Annotated in this window: 23 protein-coding genes; 10 read left to right on the forward strand and 13 right to left on the reverse strand. The window is 69.6% G+C overall.

Going from position 1 to position 21,247, the window contains the following annotated elements; all coding sequences use genetic code 11:
- Positions 1-9 precede the first annotated feature (9 nt).
- Both greA and Q0568_RS00835 read right to left on the reverse strand, forming a co-directional pair.
- The gene (gene greA / locus Q0568_RS00830; protein ID WP_298860679.1) at positions 10-495 is read right to left on the reverse strand and encodes a transcription elongation factor GreA; all 486 of its coding nucleotides are present in this window, start codon (positions 493-495) and stop codon (positions 10-12) included.
- 116 nt (positions 496-611) lie between these two features.
- On the reverse strand, positions 612-998 hold the full coding sequence (locus Q0568_RS00835) for a DUF4307 domain-containing protein (protein WP_298860682.1): 387 nt from the start codon (positions 996-998) through the stop codon (positions 612-614).
- 74 nt (positions 999-1,072) lie between these two features.
- On the opposite strand from Q0568_RS00835, the gene Q0568_RS00840 reads away from it, so the two are divergent.
- Positions 1,073-1,372: a hypothetical protein gene (locus Q0568_RS00840; RefSeq protein WP_298860685.1), complete on the forward strand. Its 300-nt coding sequence runs from the start codon at positions 1,073-1,075 to the stop codon at positions 1,370-1,372.
- Between the two features lie 40 nt (positions 1,373-1,412).
- Here the strand turns inward: Q0568_RS00840 and Q0568_RS00845 are convergent, their stop codons facing one another.
- Together Q0568_RS00845 and Q0568_RS00850 are read right to left on the reverse strand one after the other, a co-directional pair.
- Positions 1,413-1,886: an S-ribosylhomocysteine lyase gene (locus tag Q0568_RS00845; RefSeq protein ID WP_298860688.1), complete on the reverse strand. Its 474-nt coding sequence runs from the start codon at positions 1,884-1,886 to the stop codon at positions 1,413-1,415.
- 28 nt (positions 1,887-1,914) lie between these two features.
- Positions 1,915-2,649 carry a hemolysin III family protein gene (locus tag Q0568_RS00850; protein WP_298860691.1) on the reverse strand — a complete coding sequence of 245 codons (735 nt, stop codon included), beginning with the start codon at positions 2,647-2,649 and terminating at the stop codon, positions 1,915-1,917.
- A gap of 68 nt (positions 2,650-2,717) precedes the next feature.
- On the opposite strand from Q0568_RS00850, the gene Q0568_RS00855 reads away from it, so the two are divergent.
- The 3 genes from Q0568_RS00855 (at position 2,718) to Q0568_RS00865 (ending at position 6,172) form a co-directional block, all read left to right on the forward strand.
- Complete coding sequence (locus Q0568_RS00855; protein ID WP_298860694.1) at positions 2,718-3,500, forward strand: isoprenyl transferase; 783 nt, start codon at positions 2,718-2,720, stop codon at positions 3,498-3,500.
- A 17-nt stretch (positions 3,501-3,517) separates the two neighbouring features.
- The gene (locus Q0568_RS00860) at positions 3,518-4,648 is read left to right on the forward strand and encodes an aminotransferase class V-fold PLP-dependent enzyme (RefSeq protein ID WP_298860697.1); all 1,131 of its coding nucleotides are present in this window, start codon (positions 3,518-3,520) and stop codon (positions 4,646-4,648) included.
- A gap of 216 nt (positions 4,649-4,864) precedes the next feature.
- Positions 4,865-6,172 (forward strand): PhoH family protein, encoded by a 1,308-nt coding sequence (locus tag Q0568_RS00865; protein WP_298860879.1) that lies wholly within the window; start codon positions 4,865-4,867, stop codon positions 6,170-6,172.
- A 129-nt stretch (positions 6,173-6,301) separates the two neighbouring features.
- On the opposite strand, the gene Q0568_RS00870 is transcribed toward Q0568_RS00865, so the two are convergent.
- The 6 genes from Q0568_RS00870 to xseA all read right to left on the reverse strand — a co-directional run bounded on the left by Q0568_RS00870 (position 6,302) and on the right by xseA (position 11,822).
- Positions 6,302-7,138, reverse strand: a complete 837-nt coding sequence (locus tag Q0568_RS00870) for a DUF559 domain-containing protein (protein ID WP_298860700.1) — start codon at positions 7,136-7,138, stop codon at positions 6,302-6,304.
- Positions 7,139-7,350: 212 nt separating this feature from the next.
- The gene (locus Q0568_RS00875) at positions 7,351-8,745 is read right to left on the reverse strand and encodes an aspartate ammonia-lyase (protein ID WP_298860703.1); all 1,395 of its coding nucleotides are present in this window, start codon (positions 8,743-8,745) and stop codon (positions 7,351-7,353) included.
- Entirely contained in the window at positions 8,742-9,413 is a 672-nt protein-coding gene (locus tag Q0568_RS00880; RefSeq protein ID WP_298860707.1) for a carbonic anhydrase, read from the reverse strand. Before Q0568_RS00880 ends, Q0568_RS00875 begins: the two co-directional genes overlap by 4 nt.
- Positions 9,410-10,051 carry a DUF4245 family protein gene (locus Q0568_RS00885; RefSeq protein ID WP_298860710.1) on the reverse strand — a complete coding sequence of 214 codons (642 nt, stop codon included), beginning with the start codon at positions 10,049-10,051 and terminating at the stop codon, positions 9,410-9,412. The genes Q0568_RS00880 and Q0568_RS00885 overlap by 4 nt, the downstream gene beginning before the upstream one ends.
- Entirely contained in the window at positions 10,048-10,287 is a 240-nt protein-coding gene (locus Q0568_RS00890) for an exodeoxyribonuclease VII small subunit (protein WP_298860713.1), read from the reverse strand. The genes Q0568_RS00885 and Q0568_RS00890 overlap by 4 nt, the downstream gene beginning before the upstream one ends.
- Before the next feature lie 257 nt (positions 10,288-10,544).
- Positions 10,545-11,822: an exodeoxyribonuclease VII large subunit gene (xseA, locus tag Q0568_RS00895; RefSeq protein WP_298860716.1), complete on the reverse strand. Its 1,278-nt coding sequence runs from the start codon at positions 11,820-11,822 to the stop codon at positions 10,545-10,547.
- A gap of 240 nt (positions 11,823-12,062) precedes the next feature.
- Here xseA and Q0568_RS00900 point away from each other — a divergent pair, with 240 nt between their 5' ends.
- From Q0568_RS00900 to Q0568_RS00910, 3 genes are all read left to right on the forward strand, one after another.
- Positions 12,063-13,064, forward strand: a complete 1,002-nt coding sequence (locus Q0568_RS00900; protein WP_298860882.1) for a 4-hydroxy-3-methylbut-2-enyl diphosphate reductase — start codon at positions 12,063-12,065, stop codon at positions 13,062-13,064.
- A gap of 76 nt (positions 13,065-13,140) precedes the next feature.
- Entirely contained in the window at positions 13,141-13,662 is a 522-nt protein-coding gene (locus Q0568_RS00905; protein WP_298860719.1) for a DUF6264 family protein, read from the forward strand.
- A gap of 9 nt (positions 13,663-13,671) precedes the next feature.
- Complete coding sequence (locus tag Q0568_RS00910; protein ID WP_298860722.1) at positions 13,672-14,907, forward strand: hypothetical protein; 1,236 nt, start codon at positions 13,672-13,674, stop codon at positions 14,905-14,907.
- A gap of 22 nt (positions 14,908-14,929) precedes the next feature.
- Here the strand turns inward: Q0568_RS00910 and Q0568_RS00915 are convergent, their stop codons facing one another.
- Positions 14,930-15,421 carry a DUF2231 domain-containing protein gene (locus Q0568_RS00915; protein WP_298860724.1) on the reverse strand — a complete coding sequence of 164 codons (492 nt, stop codon included), beginning with the start codon at positions 15,419-15,421 and terminating at the stop codon, positions 14,930-14,932.
- 84 nt (positions 15,422-15,505) lie between these two features.
- On the opposite strand from Q0568_RS00915, the gene Q0568_RS00920 reads away from it, so the two are divergent.
- From Q0568_RS00920 to Q0568_RS00930, 3 genes are all read left to right on the forward strand, one after another.
- Positions 15,506-16,012: a sigma-70 family RNA polymerase sigma factor gene (locus tag Q0568_RS00920; RefSeq protein WP_298860727.1), complete on the forward strand. Its 507-nt coding sequence runs from the start codon at positions 15,506-15,508 to the stop codon at positions 16,010-16,012.
- The gene (locus tag Q0568_RS00925; RefSeq protein WP_298860729.1) at positions 16,009-16,662 is read left to right on the forward strand and encodes a zf-HC2 domain-containing protein; all 654 of its coding nucleotides are present in this window, start codon (positions 16,009-16,011) and stop codon (positions 16,660-16,662) included. Before Q0568_RS00920 ends, Q0568_RS00925 begins: the two co-directional genes overlap by 4 nt.
- A gap of 78 nt (positions 16,663-16,740) precedes the next feature.
- The gene (locus tag Q0568_RS00930; protein WP_298860732.1) at positions 16,741-17,247 is read left to right on the forward strand and encodes a hypothetical protein; all 507 of its coding nucleotides are present in this window, start codon (positions 16,741-16,743) and stop codon (positions 17,245-17,247) included.
- Positions 17,248-17,303: 56 nt separating this feature from the next.
- Here Q0568_RS00930 and Q0568_RS00935 read toward each other — a convergent pair whose 3' ends face one another.
- On the reverse strand, positions 17,304-20,483 hold the full coding sequence (locus tag Q0568_RS00935; RefSeq protein WP_298860735.1) for a type I restriction endonuclease subunit R: 3,180 nt from the start codon (positions 20,481-20,483) through the stop codon (positions 17,304-17,306).
- Entirely contained in the window at positions 20,480-21,241 is a 762-nt protein-coding gene (locus Q0568_RS00940; RefSeq protein WP_298860738.1) for a nucleotidyl transferase AbiEii/AbiGii toxin family protein, read from the reverse strand. The genes Q0568_RS00935 and Q0568_RS00940 overlap by 4 nt, the downstream gene beginning before the upstream one ends.
- Positions 21,242-21,247: the final 6 nt, after the last annotated feature.

Consider the following 21,247-nt stretch of genomic DNA (forward strand, 5'->3'; position numbering starts at 1 on the left):
TTCCGGCTGTCAGCCGGTGTAGGTCTCCACACCGGTGACCTCGACGGAGATCGACCGGCCGTTGGGCGCCTCGTAGGAGGTCTTCTCGCCGATCTTCAGGCCGAGGACGGCCTGGCCCAGCGGGCTGGCCTCGCTGTAGACGTCGAGGTCGCCGCCGGCGATCTCGCGGCTGCCGAGGAGGAAGACCTCCTCGTCGCCGGCGACGATCGCGGTGACCACGGTGCCGGGCTCGACGATGCCGCGACTGACCGGCGCCTCGCCGACCTTCGCGGTCTTCAGCAGCTGCTGCAGTGTGACGATGCGGGACTCCTGCTTGCCCTGCTCGTCCTTGGCGGCGTGGTAGCCGCCGTTCTCCCGCAGGTCGCCCTCTTCACGGGCAGCCTCGATGCGCGCCGCGATCTCCTCGCGACCGGTGGTGGAGAGATACTCCAGCTCTTCGACGAGCCGGTCGTAGGCCTCCTGCGTGAGGAAAGGTACCTGAGCGTCTGTGGACACAGCGTGCTCCTTCGGTGGGGCCCCTTCAGGGGCTGACGGAACCCGTGCCGTCATGGCGCGGGGGAATATGCCAAACGCCCCGGCAGGGCCGGGGCGCAGGTCTCTTGCCGTCGAGTCTAGGCGACCCAGCAGGACTTCACCAAACCCGTGGTGGCCTGCGCGACGGTGGGGATGCTCACCTGGACGGCTGCCGTGTGCTTCTGCGTGGCGGCGATGTCCATGACCTTCCAGCCCACCACGCCGAACTCCTTGTCCAGCGCCTGCACCACGCACACCACGTCGGATCCCCGCGGTGCCGTGTACTGGAAGCTGATGTCGACGGTGTGCGAGTCCGTGAGCGTGAACCCGGTGTCCTGGGCGGTCACGGTGTTCAGCTGGCTCGCGACGGTCATCCAGCCGAACGCGACCACGACGGCCACGCCGATGATGCCGCCGATGACCCACGGCAGGCGCCGCCTGCCTCGACGACCGTAGCGCTCATCGAGCTCGAGTGCAGTGGTCACGGATCTCCCGGTTCGGTCTCGACGGATAGGCTGGTGTTCCCAGGTTATGCGACCTGAGGAGGAAAGGCGCACTCATGATCCTGTTCGGCGAGAACACCCCGATGCCGACGCCGACCTCGACCGTCCCTCCCGAGCTGGTGACGCCCGGCTTCGCCGGATTCGCCGTCGTGATCGTGATCGTCGCGGCCGTCATCCTGCTGATCTGGGACATGAACCGTCGCATCCGCCGCGTGCGGTACCGCGACGAGGTGCGCGAGGAGCTGGATGCCGAGCAGGCCGAGCTGGATGCCCGCCAGAGCCGAACCGGCACGGGTTCCGACTCGACCGCCGCGGAGGCCGCGGAAGACGGCTCCGGCGAGGACGATCCGCGCTGACCTGCGCGGCCGGCGTGCGCCGGTTCAGACGCGCCCGGGTTCAGACGCCGACGCGTTCGAACGCGTCGAGGCTGATTCCCTGCTCGAGGATGCGCGCTGCCCACTCCTTGGCGCTGTGCAGACTGTGGTCGCGGTAATTGCCGCACTCCACGGCCGAGACGCCGGGCACGTCGCTCCACTGCGCCGGGCCCGCGATGAATTCCAGGCCCTTGCGGACGGCATCCACGACGTCGGTGACAGCCGGCTCGCCCCACATGATCAGGTGGAACCCGGTGCGGCATCCGAAGGGCGAGAAGTCGATCACGCCGTCGATGTTGTCGCGCAGCGCGCTGGCCATCGTGTGCTCGATGGTGTGCAGACCGGCGGTGGGGATCTCACCCTCGTTGGGCTGCACGAAGCGCACATCGAAGTTGGAGATCGCATCGCCCTTCGGTCCGCGCTCCACGCCGATCAGGCGCACGTAGGGCGCCTTGACTGCGGTGTGGTCCAGGGTGAAGCTCTCGACATCGGCCATGGGATCCTCCAGAAGATCGTTCTGGAGTTCAGGATGCCATGCCCAGCGATGGCGCGTACGGCGCCAGCGAGATCAGAAGACATGCGGTCCAATGGCACAGGAACGCCAGCACCGTGCAGACGTGGAAGATCTCGTGGAAGCCGAAGCGACCGGGCCACGGGTTGGGCCGCTTCATCGCGTAGATCACGGCGCCGATCGTGTAGAGCACGCCGCCCACGCACACCAGCACCATCATCGCGACATTCGCGCGCACCAGATCGACCATGTACATCACGGCCGCCCAGCCCAGCAGCAGGTACAGCGCAACATACAGCCACCGCGGGGCGTTGATCCAGAACACGCGGAACAGGATGCCGGCCAGCGCGCCGCCCCACACCAGGAACAGCAGCAGCGTGCCCTTCTGCGGGGGGAGTGCCAGTACCGCCAGCGGCGTGTACGTGCCGGCGATCAGCAGCAGGATGTTGGCGTGGTCGATGCGCTTGAGGACGCCCTTGACCTTCGGACCCCAGTTGAAGCGGTGGTAGACGGCGGAGTTGCCGAACAGCAGGAGCGAGGTCGTCATGAACACGGCCGCGGCCCATTTCGCCGGCGTCCCGTGCGCGAGCACGATGAGGACGATTCCCGCCGCGATGGCGACGGGGAAGGTGCCGGCGTGGATCCAGCCGCGCCAGGTCGGCTTGATCTCGACGGCGGCGTCCTTCTTCGCAGCGTCGAGCAGCGGGAGCTGGGGGACATCGGGACTGCCTGCGGCTCGGGTGCTCACGTGCTCACTCTAAGCGGGGCACCATTCCGTCAGCCGTACATATCGGCTGCGGGCGGTAGCGTATCCCTGTGAGTGCACGCGACGGTTCGGGGCGGGGTCCCCTCTATCGCCTCTACGGCAACCGCCTTCGACGGAGGATCGATCCGGCGACGGTTCCGCACCACGTCGCGATGATGATCGACGGCAACCGGCGGTGGGCTCGCCAGCTCGGCTACGAGTCGGCGGCAGACGGGCACCGCGCGGGCGCCGCGAAGATGCGCGAGTTCCTCGGCTGGTGCGACGAGCTGGGCGTCAGCGTGGTCTCGCTGTACCTGCTCTCCGCCGACAACCTGCACAAGCGCGACTCGCAGGAGATCCACGACCTCATCGAGATCATCGCCGAGCTCGCCGACACGCTCGCGCAGCACGGCAACTGGCGCGTGCAGCACGTCGGCCGCGCCGACATCCTGCCGGAGGAGCTCTCGCGGGTGCTGGCGGATGCTTCGGAGCGCACCCATGACCACACCGGGCTGCATGTGAACCTGGCTGTGGGCTATGGGGGGCGCAACGAGATCGTCGACGCGGTGCGCAGCATCATCAGTCAGCACAACGACTCCGGCGGCACGCTCGAGGACCTGGCCGCACAGCTCACGCCGGAGATGATCGGCGAGCACCTGTACACCGGTGGGCAGCCCGACCCCGACCTGGTGATCCGCACCAGCGGTGAGCAGCGCCTGAGCGACTTCCTGCTGTGGCAGAGCGCCCACAGCGAGTTCTACTTCGTCGAGGCTCTCGGCCCCGACCTGCGCCAGGTCGACTTCCTGCGCGCGATCCGCGACTATGCGGATCGAGACCGCCGCTTCGGCCGCTGATCCGCGAGACTGGGGCGATGAGCGGTCTTCAGGAGTACAGCGCGTCGTTCGCCGGTGAGACCGGGTATCTGAACTGGGCGGCCTTCGGACCGCTGTCGCCTGCGGTGCGCGCCGCCATGGCAGACGGCGAGTCGGCGCTGGGGTCATTCGATCCGCGCCGGCATGGCGCCGTCGGTGCGCGTGTCGCACGCGCCGCAGCCGGCATCGCCGAGCTGCTGGGCGCCGTCCGCACGGACGTCGTGCTGCGACCGAGTTCGACCGACGTCCTGCAGCACGCGCTGTTCGGCGTGCGCGGTGCGGTGATCGCCGGCGCGGCCGAGTTCCCCAGCATCAGCCTCACTCTTCAGCGCGCCGCCGACGCGTCTGCCGGCGGGGTGGTGCCCCGATGGATCGCCCCGGTGGATGGGCAGGTGACTCCGGATGCCGTGGCCGCGGCGCTCGACGATGAGGTGACGGCCTTGGCCGTCAGTCATGTCGACTATCGGACGGGATACCGGGCAGATCTGCCGGCACTGCGCGAGCTGATCGGACCCGACCGCCTGCTCATCGTGGATGCCGTGCAGTCCTTCGGCGTGGTGGACGAGGACTGGAGCGCCGCCGACGTGGTCGCCGGACACGGCTACAAGTGGCTGCGCGCGGGACGGGGCACGGGGTTCGGCTGCTTCTCCTCCCGCGCGCTCGAGCGCATCCGGCCCGTGCTCAGCGGCATCACCGGCATCGACGTCGAAGAGCCGTTCACCGGGGAGGTGCCGCCGCCGGCATCCGCTGCCCGGGCCTTCACCACGAGCGTTCCCGATCAGCTCGCCGTGGTGCGTCTCGAGGCCGCGGTCGATGAGCTGCGCGGGGTCGGCGTCGCCGAGGTCGCCGGGCAGGTCGCCGAGCGTGCGGGTGAGATCCTCGCGATCGCCGAGAGGCACGGCATCCGCTCCATCACTCCGGCCGATCCTGCGCGGCGCGCGGGGATCGTGTCTCTCGTGCCCGACGATCCGGAGGCGCTGGGGCGCCGCCTGGCCGAGGCAGGCCTGGTGGTGACCGTGCGCGGGGGTGCGGTGCGCGTGGCCGCGCATGCGGGCACGTCTGCGCAGACACTGCGGATGCTGGATGCAGCGCTGCCGGCATCCGGCAACCTCGCGGACGCGCGAAGTTAACCTGACACGCCCGCGTGTCCATCCGCGCGCGGCGTCGCGCTCGTCGTACCTTCAAGGCATCGGGCACCGTGCCCGATCGGGTCGGCCTTCCGGATCGCGACTCGTGGCCCCTGGTCGACTCGCAGCAGAGCCGGGAAGTCCCGGATCGGGGGATCGATCGTGACCACACGCACCGCCCAGCAGCAGTCCACCCGCAAGACCGCCAGGACAGGAGCCGTGTCGCACGATGACACGGCTCTTCGCACATACGTGCTCGACACGTCCGTGCTGCTCAGCGACCCGCAGGCCCTCTTCCGCTTCGCGGAGCATTCGATAGTGCTGCCGCTGGTGGTGATCTCGGAGCTCGAGGCCAAGCGCCACGACCCCGAGCTGGGCTACTTCGCCCGGCGCGCGCTGCGCCACCTCGACGACCTGCGCGTCGAGCACGGCCGGTTGGACTTCCCCGTCGAGGTCGGGGACGGCGGCACGCTGCGGGTGGAGCTGGGCGCGGCCGACCTGTCGATCCTGCCCGCCGGCATTCGGATCAGCGACAACGACAGTCGCATCCTGGCCACAGCCGCCCATCTCGCCGCCGCGGGCGAGGCGGTCACCATCGTGTCGAAGGATCTTCCGATGCGGGTGAAGGCGGCATCCCTCGGGCTGCAGGCCGAGGAGTACCTCGCCGAGCAGGCCGTCGACTCCGGCTGGACGGGCATCGCGCCGCTGGACCTGTCCGGCGACGAGATGAGCGACCTGTACGAGAGCGAGGTCGGGCTCAGCGAGCAGGTTCGGGGCATGCCCGTCAACACCGGGCTGATCATCCACTCCGAGCGCGGCTCGGCGCTGGGGCGCGTGATCGGTGATGGCGAGTACCGGCTGGTGCGCGGCGATCGCGAGGTGTTCGGGCTGCACGGGCGATCCGCCGAGCAGCGCATCGCCATCGACCTGCTGCTCGACCCGGAGGTCGGGATCGTCTCGCTGGGCGGGCGCGCAGGCACCGGCAAATCGGCGCTCGCGCTGTGCGCGGGCCTGGAGGCGGTGCTGGAGCGCCAGCAGCAGAAGAAGATCATCGTGTTCCGGCCGCTGTTCGCCGTGGGTGGGCAGGAGCTCGGCTACCTGCCCGGCGACCGCGAGGAGAAGATGAACCCGTGGGGCCAGGCGGTGTTCGACACCCTCGGCTCCGTCGTCTCCGGCAACGTCCTCGAGGAGGTCGTGGAGCGGGGGATGCTGGAGGTGCTGCCGCTCACGCACATCCGCGGCCGCTCGCTGCACGACGCGTTCGTGATCGTCGACGAGGCGCAGTCGCTGGAGCGCAACGTGCTGCTGACGGTGCTGAGCCGGATGGGCCAGAACTCGCGGGTGATCCTCACGCACGACGTGGGCCAGCGCGACAACCTGCGCGTCGGCCGCCACGACGGCGTGGCCAGCGTGATCGAGACCCTCAAGGGCCACGACCTGTTCGCGCACGTCACCCTCACCCGCTCTGAGCGCTCGGCCATCGCAGCCCTGGTGACCGAGCTGCTGGAGGGCAGCGAGCTCAGCTGACCGGCATCCGCTCCTGTTCCCGCTCTCTTCCCGGGAACACGTGCACGACCTGGGAACACTTGCACGGCCTGATCGCGGGATTGGTCGTGCATTCGTTCCCGGGTCGTGCATGTGTACCTCGCTGGGGAGTCAGGAGAGCGCCCGCGCACGGCGCAGGGCTGCCAGGATCGCGGGCAGCACCTTCTCCCAGTGGTGGATGACCTGCGCGTAGTCGAAGCGCAGCGACTCATATCCCAGAGCGGATGCCGCGGCATCCCGCACCAGGTCCTTATGACGCTTGTCGGGCCCGGCGTGATTCTGCTTGCCGTCCACCTCGATGATCAGCCGCCCACCAGCGACGAAATCGACCCTGCCCACGCCGTCGATGTCGACCTGACGCTCCAGGCGTATGCCGAGCAGATGCAGCCGCAGCCGCAGCAGTGACTCCAACCCGCTGTCCGCGTCGGGACGTGCCAGATCGATGAGCCACCGCGCGGAGTCCGGCAGGGCAGCGCGGATGCGCAGGCGCGCGGCGCGCGAGAGCTTGCGCTTGTGCCACGCGGATTCGAACGAGGCGAAGAACGCCTCTTCGCCGGCGCAGGAGAACGTGTGGATGAGGGCGGCCTCCACGGACGCCGTGCCGAATCGCGTGGGGCCGTCGAAGAAGTGGCTCACGCACGCGCATCCCGGATGCGGGTGCCTGCGGCCGTTCGCGCCCAACCACACGTGCGGGGCCGGCTCCTCGCTGATGGTCCAGATGCCGTGCAGCTTCAGCGCCGCCTCGCAGGTCAGCATCCCTCCATGCGCGGCAGCGCGTACTGCCTGCGCGTCGGCGTCGAGCGACGCGAAGACGCCGGGGCGCACACGCCGGATGGTGCCGGCGGCTGCGTGTGCGGCGAGGGCCTTGCGCGATATGCCGTGCTTCTGCAGCATCCGTCCTCTGGCGATGCCACCGGCGCGGCTTATGAGGACTGAGGGATCGAGCATCCCCTCACCCTGCCCCCTCGCAGACGCGCGCAGCGCGGGAACCGGCCCGATGTGCGCAACTCGTCCCGAAACCGGGATTGTGCAGGAGGAATGACCCGGTACAGACGCACGACCCGGGAACGGATGCACGATCAAATCATTGGATCGGTCGTGCAAATGTTCCCGGGTCGTGCAAGCGTGCTGGTGCCGGGACGCGAAACCGGGCCGGGGCGTCAGCCGGCGTGCGTCATGGAGAGCAGGTCGAGCTTGGCGTCCAGCTGCTCCTCGGTGATCTCACCGCGCTCCACGTAGCCGAGGTCGATGACGGCGTCGCGGATGGTGATGCCCTTGGCGACGGCGTGCTTGGCGATCTTCGCCGCGGCCTCGTAACCGATCAGCTTGTTCAGCGGCGTCACGGTGGACGGGCTCATGCCGGCCAGCGCCGTGGTGCGCTCGACGTTGGCCACCAGGCCGTCGACGGTCTTGTCGGCCAGCACGCGCGTGGCGTTGGCCAGCAGGCGGATCGACTCGAGCACCGCGGTGCCCATCACGGGGATCTGCACGTTGAGTTCGAAGGAGCCGGATGCCCCGCCCCAGGCGACTGTCGCGTCGTTGCCGATGACTCGTGCGGCGACCTGCAGCACGGCCTCGGGGATGACGGGGTTGACCTTGCCGGGCATGATCGACGAGCCGGGCTGCAGGTCGGGCAGGTGGATCTCGCCGAGACCCGTGTTCGGGCCCGAGCCCATCCAGCGCAGGTCGTTGTTGATCTTCGTCAGCGAGACGGCGATGGTGCGCAGCACACCGGATGCCTCGACGAGGCCGTCACGGTTGGCCTGTGCCTCGAAGTGATCCTTCGCCTCGGTGATCGGCAGGCCGGTCTCGGCGGCCAGCAGGGCGATGACCTTCTGCGGGAAGCCCTTCGGCGTGTTGATGCCGGTGCCCACGGCAGTGCCGCCCAGGGGGACCTCGGCGACGCGCGGCAGCGCGGTCTGCACGCGCTCGATGCCCAGGCGCATCTGGCGTGCGTAACCGCCGAACTCCTGGCCGAGGGTCACGGGCGTGGCGTCCATCAGGTGGGTGCGGCCCGACTTGACCACACTCTTCCACTCCTCGGCCTTGGCCTCGAACGCTGCGGCCAGGTGCTCCAGCGAGGGCACCAGGTTGTTGATCAGGGCCTCGGTCACGGCGATGTGCACGGACGTCGGGAAGACGTCGTTGGACGACTGCGACGCGTTCACGTGGTCGTTCGGGTGCACCGGGGAGCCGAGGATGCGGGAGGCGAGGGTCGCGACGACCTCGTTCATGTTCATGTTCGACGAGGTGCCCGAGCCGGTCTGGTAGACGTCGATCGGGAACTCGCCGTCGTGCACGCCCGTGGCGACCTCGTCGGCGGCCTGGGCCACGGCATCCGCGATCGCCGCGTCGAGCGTGCCCAGCTCCTTGTTGGCCAGGGCGGCCGCCTTCTTGATGCGGGCAAGGGCCGCGATCTGCGCGGACTCGAGGCCCTTGCCGGAGATCGGGAAGTTCTCCACCGCACGCTGGGTCTGCGCGCCGTAGAGGGCGTTCACGGGCACGCGCACTTCACCCATGGTGTCGTGCTCGATGCGGTACTCGTTGTCAGTCACTTCTGCTCCTTCGAGAGTGATGGGATGTCGGTGTCGGCGAGGCCGACCTGGGCGATGGGGACGGCGGTGCCGTCGGTGAGTCGGTACTTGGCGCCGACGATGGCCAGTCTGCCCTCGGCGACGGCGGTGCTGATGATCTCGGAGGACTCCAGCAGACCTGCGATGGTGCCTCGGAGGTGCTCCCTGCCGACGGCCTCGCGGTCGATGTCGGCGACCGAGGTGCCGCCGCGCTCCTTCAGCAGGCGGCGCGCGGCAGGAACGATCGGAGCGATGAGCTTCCAGATGTGCGGCGGGAGCGGTTCCGCATCGATGGCGGTGCTCTGCACAGCGGCGTCGACCGCACCGCACGAGTCGTGCGCCAGCACGATGAGCAGCGGGACGTCCAGCAGTGCGACCGCGAACTCGATGCTGGCCACCGCGGACTCGGTGACCATGTGGCCGGCGTTGCGGGTGGTGAACAGGTCGCCCAGGCCCACGTCGAACAGCGTCTCGGCGGCCACGCGCGAGTCGGAGCAGCCGAGGAAGGCCGCGAACGGGTTCTGCCCGCCCACGAGCGCCGCGCGGTGCTGCGCGTCCTGGTTGGGGTGCCGCGGCGTGCCGGCGACGAAGCGGCTGTTGCCCTCGAGCAGTCTCTCCCAGGCCTCGGCGGGAGCGAGCGTGGTGGTCATTCGGCCTCCTTCAGAGCGCCCAGCTGTGGGGTGAGGGATGCAGCGAGCTTCTTGGTGGAGTCGGCGGAGCGCGAACCGTACAGCAGCACGTAGTCGTGCCCGGCCTGGGTTCCCAGCGCGTACGTGACGTTGGCCGTGCCGCGGTCGCCCATGTCGAACACGTCCCAGGTGATGCCGTCGATCTTCGCGGTGCCGTTCGGCGCCATGCCGCCGGTCGCCTGCGGCGCCCACTTCACGTCGGAGTCGAAGGCCTGCGCCAGCTTGATGAAACCGCGCTCCTTCTCACCGGCAGGGGCCAGCGTGATGCTCCACACCGTGACCCCGCCGGTGTCCAGCCCCGCGGCGTTCACGCGCCAGAAGTCGCCCAGCTCCGGCACGACCACGTCGTGGCCCGTGGTGGAGGTGACATCGGCGGCGATCTTGGCGACGTCGATCTTCGGTGCCGCCGTCGGCTCGCCGCGCGGCACGGCGAACACGATCACGGCCACCACGGCGACCGTGACGATCAACGCCGCGATGAGGTTCCGGAACGTCTGGCTGGACCGGTAGACGCGGCTGGATTCGGCCTTGCGGTCGGCGGTCTCCTGCGCAGTCTCGGGGCGACCGAGCTCTGCGACGATCCCCGGCTTGCGGCTCATTCGTCTCCTTCAGCGGATGCCGGTTCGCGTGCGGCATCGAGGCGGCGCTTCGCACCCAGCAGCCATTCCTCGCAGCGGGCGGCGAGGGCTTCGCCGCGCTCCCACAGTGCGAGGGAGTGCTCCAGCGTGGGGGAACCCTGTTCGAGCTCGGCGACCACGCGCACGAGCTCGTCGCGGGCGGCCTCGAACGACAGCGATTCGACGGGAGTGTCGTTGGACGCAGTCACGGCATCCATCCTACCGGCGTGCCGCGATGCTCCTGGCTCCCGGGCGTCGGTTGCGAATCGGGGGCCGACACGCCAGATGTCCGACGAATTCGCGGGAAACGTCCGACATGTGGCGTGTCGGCCCCCAAAATGCAACGGCAAGCGAGGGCGGGCGGATGCCGGGGGACCGGATGCCGGATGCCGGATGCCGGATGCCGGGGCGCCGGATGCCGGATGCCGTGGAAACCGGGGTACGGCCGGGTGCTGCGGTCGGCAGCACCCGGGCGTCAGGCGTCCTCGGCTACCTGGCCCTCGGAGCGGGCGCGCAGCGAGCCCCGGTCGACGGTGACGGTCAGTGCCGTGCCCGCGGGGGCATCCACGGCATCCGTGAGGATGCGGCCGTCGTCGAGGTGCGCGATCGCGTACCCGCGCGCCAGGGTCGCGGCGGGCGACAGCGCCCGCAGCGATGCCCGCAGCTCGGAGGTGGTGCGCTGGGCGGCGTCCAGCCGTCGGGTGAGGGTGTCGCGCCCGCGGGATGCCAGCAGCCACACCTCCTGCGCGCGGTCGTCGACGATGGGGTCGGGGGAGCGCAGCACCGGGCGCGTGCGCAGCTGCTCGAGCCGAGCGATGTCGTTCGAGATGCGCTGCGTCAGCCGCCCGGTCGCGCGAGCGCGCAGCTGGGCGATCAGGGCGCGCTGTTCGCCGACATCCGGCACGACCCGCTTGGCGGCGTCCGTCGGCGTCGACGCCCGCAGATCCGCGACGTCGTCCAGCAGGGGATGGTCGTTCTCGTGCCCGATGGCGCTGACCACCGGGGTCGACGCTTGGGCCACCGCCCGCACGAGACGCTCGTCGCTGAAGCCCAGCAGTGTCTGCGGGTCGCCGCCGCCGCGGGCGATGATGATCACGTCGACCTCGGGATCGGCATCCAGCCTCGCCAGTGCGGCGAGCACCTCCGGTACGCTGCGATCGCCCTGCACGGCCGCATACGCGGTGCGGAAGCGCACCTGCGGCCAGCGCAGCTCGGCGTTGCGCAGCACGTCCTTCTCGGCATCCGATCGCTCGCCGGTGATCAGCCCGATCAGGTGCGGCAGGAACGGCAGCTCCTTCTTGCGGGCGGGGTCGAACAGTCCCTCGCCGCGCAACTGCGCGCGAAGCCGCTCCAGCTTCTCCAGCTGGTCGCCCAGGCCCACGTGCTTCATGGACGAGACGATGAAGCTGAAGTCGCCGCCTTTGACGAAGTAATCGGCCTTGACGGCAGCGATCACGTGGTCGCCGACGGCGAGGTCGGCCGGAACCCGGGCGCGCACGCTGGACCAGATCCGGATCGAGATCTGCGCGTCGGAGCGCACATCCTTCAGGCGCGCGAACACATTGCCGCCCCGCAGGTTCCAGGACGTGATCTCGCCCTCCACCCACACCGTGTTCCAGCGCGCGATGAAGTCGCGGATGGTGCCGTTCAGGCGCGCGACCGAGGTGGGAGCATCCGGCGTCGAGTCGCGCGGGGCGACCGAGTCCGCCGGCGGCGGTTCGCCGGGCAGGGCTGCGGCTTCGAAGACGGTCACCTCCCCATTGTCGCGGATGCCGCGGACACGGCCGTTTCCGGAGGCACGAATGTCGGCGGAAAGAACGGATGTCGGCGGAGAACGCACATCTGCGCCGACATCCGTGATCCGAGCCGGCATCCGTGCCAGGCAATCAGTACCGCTCGGCCCTTCATCAGGGGCGCTCGGTAGACTCGAAGGGTGAGTGCAACCATCGTCAGGCTCCCCGCCCCGCCGCGTCCGAACCGCAGAACGGCGCCGCTGGAGGACCGTCCCGTCGACGGCGCGAAGCGCGTGCTGCTGGCCGCTCCGCGCGGCTACTGCGCAGGCGTCGACCGCGCCGTGGTCGCCGTCGAGAAGGCGCTGGAGCGATACGGCTCGCCGGTGTACGTGCGCAAGCAGATCGTGCACAACATCCACGTGGTGACCGAGCTGGAGAAGAAGGGCGCGATCTTCGTCGACGAGGTCGATGAGGTGCCCGAGGGCGCGCACGTGGTCTTCAGCGCGCACGGCGTGTCGCCCGCGGTGGTGAGCGCCGCCGCCGATCGCGGCCTGCTGGCCATCGACGCCACCTGCCCGCTGGTCACCAAGGTGCACCGCGAGGCCGTGCGCTTCGCCCGCGACGACTACGAGATCCTGCTGATCGGCCACGACGGGCACGAGGAGGTGGAGGGCACCGCCGGCGAGGTCCCCGACCACGTGACCGTCGTGAACTCCCCGGAAGAGGCCGACACCGTCGTCGTCAAGGACCCCAGCAAGGTGGTGTGGCTCTCGCAGACCACTCTCTCGGTGGACGAGACCATGGAGACCGTCAACCGGCTGCGTGCCCGGTTCCCCGAGCTGCACAACCCGCCGTCCGACGACATCTGCTACGCCACGCAGAACCGCCAGGTCGCGATCAAGAAGGTCGCCAAGGAGGCGGACCTCGTGATCGTGGTCGGCTCCGCCAACTCCTCCAACAGCGTGCGGCTGGTCGAGGTCGCCCGCGAGCACGGCGCCAAGGCCGCCTACCGCGTCGACTACGCCGACGAGGTCAAGCAGGAGTGGCTGGAGGGCGTGCGCACGGTCGGCGTGACCAGCGGCGCCTCGGTGCCCGAAGTGCTGGTGCGTGAGGTGCTCGAGGCGCTCAGCGAGGCCGGCTACGCCGACGTCGAGGAGGTGCGCACGGCCGAGGAGGACCTGATGTTCTCGCTGCCGAAGGAGCTGCGCACGGATGCCGACGGCAAGCGCGACACGCGCGCACTCGGCGGCCACCTGCGCTGAGGGGGCGGCCGGCGGCGAGCCGCAGACGCCGGAGCTTCACGGCCGCGCCCAAGACGCGCACGGTAGCGTGGAGCGCATGAGCATGGACCGGCCGCAGTACGGCGAGTATGCGACCCCCGAGGAACAGCGCGCCAGGGCGGGGCTGCCGCCGATCGAGGCGGAGCCCGTCGTTCCCGCGCCTGCGCCGCCGCAGCCCGTGACCCCGCAGTCGGCCGCACCCGCCAGGCCTTCGGCGGGGCGGCTCATCACCCTCGTGCTGCTGGGCGTCGGCCTGTTCAACGTGCTCTCCGCCATCCCGAACTTCCTGAATCTGTCGGAGACGCTCCAACTGAGCCTGAAGATGTTCGGCAGCGACGCGGAGTTCACGAACTATGCTGCGGCGAAGAACTGGGGCGTCATCGCGCTGGTGGTCCTGATGGCCGGCTATGCGGCCACGATCTGGTTCTCGGTGCGGCGGATGCGCGCGGCTCGTTCGAGCTGGTGGGTTCCGCTGGTCGGGTTCGTGGTGACGATGTTCGCGGTGTCGCTGTGCATGTCGGTGCCGATGATGGGCGATCCGGCCTTCACCGAGCTCTTCCAGGCTCCGCCGGCTGGGTAACCTCGAGGGATGGCAGCAGAGCAGATCGCGTTCCAGATCACCTACGCGTCGGTCTGGACCGCGGACGGTGCCGATCCGAGTGCGAAGGCGGAGCGGATCCTGCGGGACGCCCGCATCCTGGCTGCCATCCGCGGCTTCGACGGCGAGTCGACGACGCTGCTGCTGCCGGTCACGGAAGACGGCTCCGTCGTGGCACTGGATGCCGATGACGGGCTGCGGTTCGACCTGAGCGCCGACGCCCTCGGAGCGCTGTTCGCGGCATCCGGCCTCTCGCTGAGTCTCGGACTCTCCGACGACGCCCTCGGCGAGGTCGATGCCGAGCTGGAGCAGCAGTTCGGCGAGGCCTTCGAGCAGCTCGACGGCGCGGATGACGAGGACGATCTGACGGGCGCCGGGATGCCGGACGACGACCTGCTCGCGCCGGATCCGGTGCGGGTGACGGAGTTCTCCCGCCGCGGACCCTGGGCCGCGCGCATGACCGCGCAGCTGCTGGACACCCCGGTCGACTACCTCGAGGACGGCACCTGGTCGGTGTTCTGCTATCGCACCGACCGTGCGCACGGGGCGGTCTCAGGCGGAGCATCCGATCTGCCCGTGGTCGAGGTGAACGTGCCGCACGACGGCGAGGCGTGGGTGGAGGTGACCGGCCCGCACGGGCGGTCGGCGATGTTCTGGCCCAACGCCGAGCAGTTCACGCGTCCGGTGCTGCCGCTGGACTCGATCACCCAGCCCGCGAGTGTCGAGGTGTACCGCCGGATGCTGAGCGAGGCCGACGGCGCGCGAGAGGAGCTCGCGCAGCTGGGCATGGGCGATGTGGATGCGGATGCCGTGCTGCGCGCGTGCCTTCCCGAGGCGCTGGGCGGCGTGGAGGGCTCGCACGCCCGGTTGCGTGCGCTGGTCGTGGCGTTCGGGATGCCCGAGTCCCTGGTCTCCGCCGGGCTGGACGAGACCGGCGGCGGCAGGCGGTTCTTCCCGCAGGGCTGGCCGCGCACCGTGTCGGACATCATGGTCGGCGGCATCGTCGAGGCCACGTCGCTGGTGCACCGCGACCGTCCGGTGGTGCGCTTCGCACGGTTTCTGCGCAAGCGCCCCGTGCTGAACGCGGCGCTGAGCACCGCGGAGCTGGCTGTCGGCGTCAGCCTGTCCTGGGGACGTTCGCGCGTCGGCCGGGGGATCGGCATCCTGCTCGTGCTGGATGCCGCGGCCGATCTCGCACTCTGGATCGTCCGCATCCGCCGGCGCTGACCGAGAACTGGCGCTGACGGGGTCACACCCCTCCCCAGACGGCTCGCGCGCCCGCGTCGCCGGCGAGCACCGTGACGACGATGGTCCCGACGGAGGTGATCAGCGCGGCGGCCGTGATCACGGTCGCCGCCGCTCGCGCCGCCCGTGGCCTGCTGCGGCGCAGCCGCGGCAGCATCCGCTCTCCTGCCGCCACCGCGACCGACGCGACCAGCAGTGCGATCGTCCACGGGATCAGCATCAGCCCGAGCGCCTCGTGCCGCAGGATCGCCGGCGTGTACCCGAGCTGGGCGGCCAGGTCCTGTCCTGCCAGCACGGTCACCGGCACGAGCGCTGCCACGATCAGGGCCGCGACCTGCGGTGCCCAGCCGAGGCGGCGTCTGGCGGCGGGCCAGGCGGCTGCCAGGGCGACGGCGAGCGCGGTGAGCGGCGTCAGCACCACGACGGCGTGCACGAGGAGCGGATGCAGCGGCAGGCCGGCGATGCGCAGGCCGCCCGCTTCGGCGAAGATGTCCATGGGGGGAGAACGATCTTCACGCGACTTTCGTTCAGTGTGAACCGAGAGGCGGCCCGTCTCGTGCTCATCGTGAGGAGGGTTTCTGTGGCAGAAGACGATGACGAGCGGCTGACCGCGCTGTACGAGCTGCATGCCGGACCGATCCGGCGGTACGTGGTGAGCATCACGGGCAACCGGGGGTCCGCAGACGATGTCGTGCAGGAGACGCTGCTGCGCGCCTGGCGCACGCCGCGCATCCTGGAGCAGGATCCGTCCACGTCGAGGGCGTGGATGATCACCGTCGCCAGGCACATCGTGATCGACGAGGTGCGCAGCGCCCGTCGCCGCCACGAGAACCCGGTCGCGGAGCTGCCGGAGCGGGTCACCGACGACCACACGGATCGGCTCTTCGACGCGCTGCTGATCCAGGACGCACTGGCCGCCGTCAGCCCCGAGTACCGAGAGGTGGTGATCGCGGCGTACTACCGCGGACGCAGCGTGGGCGAGGTCGCGGCGGAGCTGGGCATCCCGGAGGGGACGGTCGAGTCCCGGATGCACTACGGACTGAGGGCCCTGCGGCTGGCGCTGCAGGAGAGAGGGGTGACGCGGTGAACACCGAGCACGAGAAGTACGCCGACTGGGACGCCGCCTACGCGCTGGGGGCGCTGTCTGCAACGGAGCGGGCGGAGTTCGAGGGGCACCTGGCCGAGTGCGAGCGCTGCCGGGTGGCCGTGGCGGAGCTGACCTCGACCGTCGCGGCGCTGGCACGGGTCAGTGCGGAGGATGCGCAGCGCATCGCGGATCAGGATGCCGACGGCGCGGCGCCTGTGCGGGTGCTGGCGGCCGCGCGCGCTCGCCGCCGCACGCGCAGGAGGGCCGCGTCCTGGATCGTCGGCGCGGCGGCTGCCGTTGTCGTGGCCACCGTGATCTCGGTCGCCCTGCTGATGCCGCGTGCGCCTGAGGCGGTCGCTCTGCAGCCGGTCGGGGGAGCGTCGGTCGTGGCGACCGTGGCGCTGACCAGCGTGCCGTGGGGCACCAAGCTCGACGTGGTCTGCGCCTACGAGGGCCACGCGGGTTGGAACGGCATGTACGAGCTGGCGGTCACCGCCGCCGACGGCACCACCACGACGCTCTCGAACTGGCGGGTCGAGGCCGGCGCGACCGCGCGGCTGTCCGCCGGCACGGGTCTCTCGGAGGCCGACATCCGCTCGGTCGAGATCAGGGATGCCTCCGGAGATGTCGTCGTGAAGCACGAGTTCTGAACCATGCATCCGTCCTTCTCGTGTCACAGGAGAATCGGGCTCGCATCCGCGCAAGCCCATGACGAACAGGACGGCATCATGCGCAAGTCACTCGCCATCGGGGGCATCGCCCTCGCACTCCTCCTCGCCGGCTGCTCGGGCGGCACGACAGGCTCCGGCTCATCCGGCGGCTCCGGCTCGGGCGACGGGTACGGAGCGCCCTCATCGCAGGCGTCGGAGCCTGCAGCATCCGGAGGCGGACTCGCCGTCGCCGACTCGTCGCTCGGGAAGATCGTCGTCGACGGCGAGGGCATGACCGCGTACATGTTCGACAAGGACACCCAGGGCACGAAGACCAGCGCCTGCACGGGAGCCTGCCTGTCGCAGTGGCCGCCGATCCTCTCGGACTCCGCAACGCCCAAGGCCGACGGCGTGACCGGGACGTTGTCCACCATCGACACCCCGGACGGCAAGCACCAGGTGACGCTCGACGGCTGGCCGCTGTACACCTTCGCCGGTGACTCCGCGAAGGGCGACGTGAACGGCCAAGGAGTGAAGGACATCTGGTGGGTGCTCTCGCCCGCCGGTGAGAAGATCGGCGGCTGAGCCGGGTTCCCTGAACCCGCCGGTCCTTGGGCTCCTGAGCCTGTCGAAGGGTCGCCCTATCGCTCGTCGGCGTAGCGCGGGGCCATCGCCTCCATCTGCTCCATCACCAGGCCGATGGCCCCGGGCTGCTGGTCTGGCGGGTACTTGTACTTGACCAGCAGCCGCTTGATCGACGAGCGCAGCTTCGCTCGCACGTCGTCGCGCACGGTCCAGTCCGTCCGCACGTCGCGGCGCATGATCGCCACGAGCTCGCGGGCGATCTGCGCCAGGGTGTCCTCGCCCTGGATGTCGACGGCCGATTCGTTCGTGGCGACGGCGTCGAAGAACGCGAGTTCGTCGTGGGAAAGCGGGGGTGAGAAGTGCTCGCCGCGGGACGCCTCGGCGGCCACCTCCTTCGCGAGTGCGACGAGCTCGGCGATGACCTGCGCCGAGGTGAGCTGCTGGTTCGTGTAGCGGTTCATGATCTCGGCGATGCGCTCCGAGAACGCCCGCTGCCGTACGAGGTTGCCGTGGGACACCGCCGTGCTCTCGTCGATCAGTGCGGCGCGCAGCGCCTCGATCGCGAGCTGCGGGTTGCGTGCGCGCTGCACCTCCGCGGTGAACTCGGGGGTGAGCCTGTCCAGCGCGAGGCGGGGCATGCCGGCTGCTTCGTAGATGTCGATGACGTCGTCCGTCGCGGTGGCATCCGCGATCAGCGCGCCCAGCAGACGCTGGATGTCCTCGGGGATCGGCTGGTCGTTCGCCTGCCGGTCGCGGGCGTCGTACTTCGCCATCCAGACGCGCACCTCTTCGTAGAACGCGATCTCCTCCCGCAGTTCGGTGAGCGTGGTGCCGCCCGAAGCGAGTGCCCAGGCTCGCGCCAACTGTCCGCTGAGCTTGCGGAAGCGCGCAGCAGCGCCGGGCGTCCCGTCGTCGGATGGAGGATTGCGCTTCACATCGCGCAGGAACTCCGTCGCGCGGGTCGCGGCGCGCAGCAGTGCGCGGGGTCCGCCGGCGGCGAGGTCGCCGCGCCAGTCGCATCCTTCCAGCAGCATCCGGATCTGCTCCACGAACCCCCGCGCGAGTTCGTGCGCCTCCGCGACGTCGCGGCCGACGGGCTTGCGCTCCCGATCGGTGACGGTGTACTCCTGCAGGGCCTGGGACAGGTTGTCGGCCAGTGGCGCATAGGCGACCAGCAGACCGTCCTGCTTGCCGCGGAAGGTGCGGTTCACGCGGGCGAGGGTCTGCATGAGCAGGGCGCCCTTGAGGGGACGGTCCAGGTACAGGGTGTGCAGGGGCGGCGCGTCGAAGCCGGTCAGCATCATGTCCTTGACGATCACGAGCTCCAGCTCGTCGTCCGGATCCTTGAGCCGGTCCTTGATGGCGGCGTTCGCCGAGTCCCGTCGCACGTGCGTGCTCACCGGAGGCTGGTCGGCGGCAGTGCCCGAGTAGACGACCTTGATGCGTCCGGCATCCAGCGCGTCGGAATGCCAGTCCGGGCGCAGCGCGATGATCGCGTCGTACAGCTTCGCGCAGATCTCGCGGGTGCCGCCGACGATCAGCGCCTTGCCGGGGCCGCCGATGAACGTGCGCATGGCCGCACGGCGCTTCTCCCAGTGCTCGACCAGATCGGCGGCGAGCGCCTCGATGCGCTCGGGCGCGCCGTAGACCGCGTTGACGACCGCGACGGATGCCTCGAGCCGGGCGCGCTCGGTCTCGTCGAGCCCCACGGTGAACTCGTCGGCGGCCAGGTCGATGTCCTCCGGGCTGACATCGCCGGCGAACGCCACTTTGATCAGGCGCGGTTCGAAGAAGACCGGCACGGTGGCGCCGTCGTCGACGGCGCGGGTGAGGTCGTACACGTCGATGTCGTCGCCGAACACCTCGCGGGTGTCGCGCTCGGCGAACGAGATCGGGGTGCCGGTGAACGCGATGCGGGTGGCGTTGGGCAGCGCGCGCTGCAGGTGGTGGGCGTACCCGTCGAGGTCGTCGTAGTGGCTGCGGTGCGCCTCATCGACGATGACGATGATGTTGCGTCGGTCGCTGAGCAGCGGATGCTGCATTCCGGCATCCTTCTCGGCTTTGCTCAACCCGAACTTCTGCAGCGTCGTGAAGTAGATGCCGCCCGTGTTGCGGGCCGACAGCTCGTCGCGCAGCTGCGCGCGGGTGGTGACCTGGGTGGGCTTCTCGGGCAGCAGCAGGCTGCGGTCGAAGGTCTGGAACAGCTGCCCGTCGAGCTCGTTGCGGTCGGTCACGACCACGATGGTCGGGTTCTTCAGCTTGGGGTGGCGCGAGGTGATGTTGGCGTACAGCTCCATCTCCATCGACTTGCCCGAGCCCTGCGTGTGCCAGACCACACCGGCCTTGCCGTTGGTCTCGACGGCCTGGATGGTCTTGCCGACGGCCTTGTTCACGGCGAAGTACTGGTGCGGCTTGGCGATGCGCTTGACGAGCCCGTCCGCGCCCTCGTCGAACGCGGTGAAGTTGCGCACGAGCTGCAGGAAGCGCTCCTGGTTGTACAGACCCGCGAGGGCGTCGTCGAGCGGCTGCACGTCTTCACCGTTCTCGAAGCGCGGTTGCGGCAGCGGGATGCCGTCGTCGTCGACGTTCCACGGCGAGAAGTGGTTGAGCGGCGTGAACGGGGTGCCGTACCTGGCCTCCAGCCCGTCGCTGGCGAGGGTGAACACGCAGAATCGGAACGCGAGGGGCAGCTCGCGCAGGTAGGTCTGCAGCTGATCGTAGGCGGATGCCGCGCCGACGCCGGCCTTCTTCAGCTCCAGGATGCTCAGCGGCATGCCGTTCACGTAGAGGACGATGTCGAAGCGGCGATGCACCTCGCCGTGACCGGGGGTGTTCTGACGGATCGTGACCTGGTTGACGGCGAGCCAGTCGTTCTCGGCGGGGTCGCTGCTGATCAGCCGCAGCGTGGGGTTGTGCTCGACGCCGTCGTGGTCGAGGTAGCTGAGGCGGTACCCGCCGGTGAGATAGCGGTGGATGCGGTGGTTCTCGGTGATCGCGTCCTGCGAGCGCGGGGAGGCGATCTCGACAGCCGCCTGCTGCAGGTACTCGGCCGGGATGCCCGGGTTCAGGCGCCGCAGTGCATCGAGCAGGCGTGGGCGGATGAGCAACTCGTCCCAGCTGTCGCGCTCGCCGCTGCCGGGGGCGATCCGATCGCCGCTGAGCGAGGGCCAGTCGAGCGGCTCGGCGAGCGTGTCGAGGGCGCTCTGCTCCCACATGGACTCGGGGATGGCGCTCATTCGATCTTCTCCAGGAGTTCGGTGATGACGAGCTCGGCGGCGACGTCGGGGTCGTAACCCGCCAGGCCGCCGGCCAGAAGCGGTGCGAGATCAGTGCGGAATCGCCCCGTGGTGAGCTTCTCGCGAAGGTTGGCGATGGCACGAGTGGCTGTGTAGCGGTCGGGACGATAAGGGGTAAAGCTCGACAGGATGCGCGCGGGGTCGAGATGCAGGTGTGTGAGCGCAAGCCACAGATCGAACAGATCGCGACCCTTGCTGCGCTGGAAGAGCGCGCGCAGCTTCGTGGAGACGAGCTCTTCGGGTGTGAATGTCAGCACGTCGGCAGTGCCCGACCACCACGAGGAAGTCACCGCATGGCGCAAGGTGATCAGTGACTGCGCCGGAGAGAGTTCGTGGGTGTTGATCTCGATCTTGATGCGTATCGGCGTTCCTGCGTCGGAACTCGTGCGCCAGAGAACCTTCGGATGCTCGCCCATGCGTGAGGCGACGTCGAACTCCAGTTCTTTTCCCATATCGAGCAGGGCGCCGGTGATCTGGCCGATACCTCCGGAGGTGGTGCGCACGTAGTCGAGGTCCTCGCTGTACCGCTCAGGTTTCGACAGATGGAGCTTGTGAAAGGCCGTCCCGCCGCGAAACACCAATTCAGCGCCCAGCAACGGATGCTGCGCGACGGTGCAGATGGCCTGAGAGAGCAGCAGATCCTGTTCGACCTGTTCGCGGGTCTGCCACGGATGCTCGGTGCTCCACTCGGTGACCATCTGAGC

The organism is uncultured Microbacterium sp. (assembly GCF_937927635.1).
Classification (GTDB): Bacteria; Actinomycetota; Actinomycetes; order Actinomycetales; family Microbacteriaceae; genus Microbacterium.

Bases quoted from the DNA above. Each gene is read 5' to 3' on its own strand.
- Q0568_RS00935 (WP_298860735.1), bottom strand. From the start codon at position 20,483: ATGAGCGCCATCCCCGAGTCCATGTGGGAGCAGAGCGCCCTCGACACG.
- Q0568_RS00905 (WP_298860719.1), top strand. From the start codon at position 13,141: ATGAGCATGGACCGGCCGCAGTACGGCGAGTATGCGACCCCCGAGGAA.
- Q0568_RS00910 (WP_298860722.1), top strand. From the start codon at position 13,672: ATGGCAGCAGAGCAGATCGCGTTCCAGATCACCTACGCGTCGGTCTGG.
- Q0568_RS00860 (WP_298860697.1), top strand. From the start codon at position 3,518: ATGAGCGGTCTTCAGGAGTACAGCGCGTCGTTCGCCGGTGAGACCGGG.
- Q0568_RS00845 (WP_298860688.1), bottom strand. From the start codon at position 1,886: ATGGCCGATGTCGAGAGCTTCACCCTGGACCACACCGCAGTCAAGGCG.
- Q0568_RS00870 (WP_298860700.1), bottom strand. From the start codon at position 7,138: ATGCTCGATCCCTCAGTCCTCATAAGCCGCGCCGGTGGCATCGCCAGA.
- Q0568_RS00930 (WP_298860732.1), top strand. From the start codon at position 16,741: ATGCGCAAGTCACTCGCCATCGGGGGCATCGCCCTCGCACTCCTCCTC.
- Q0568_RS00885 (WP_298860710.1), bottom strand. From the start codon at position 10,051: ATGAGCCGCAAGCCGGGGATCGTCGCAGAGCTCGGTCGCCCCGAGACT.
- Q0568_RS00840 (WP_298860685.1), top strand. From the start codon at position 1,073: ATGATCCTGTTCGGCGAGAACACCCCGATGCCGACGCCGACCTCGACC.
- Q0568_RS00940 (WP_298860738.1), bottom strand. From the start codon at position 21,241: ATGGTCACCGAGTGGAGCACCGAGCATCCGTGGCAGACCCGCGAACAG.
- Q0568_RS00890 (WP_298860713.1), bottom strand. From the start codon at position 10,287: ATGGATGCCGTGACTGCGTCCAACGACACTCCCGTCGAATCGCTGTCG.
- Q0568_RS00915 (WP_298860724.1), bottom strand. From the start codon at position 15,421: ATGGACATCTTCGCCGAAGCGGGCGGCCTGCGCATCGCCGGCCTGCCG.
- Q0568_RS00880 (WP_298860707.1), bottom strand. From the start codon at position 9,413: ATGACCACCACGCTCGCTCCCGCCGAGGCCTGGGAGAGACTGCTCGAG.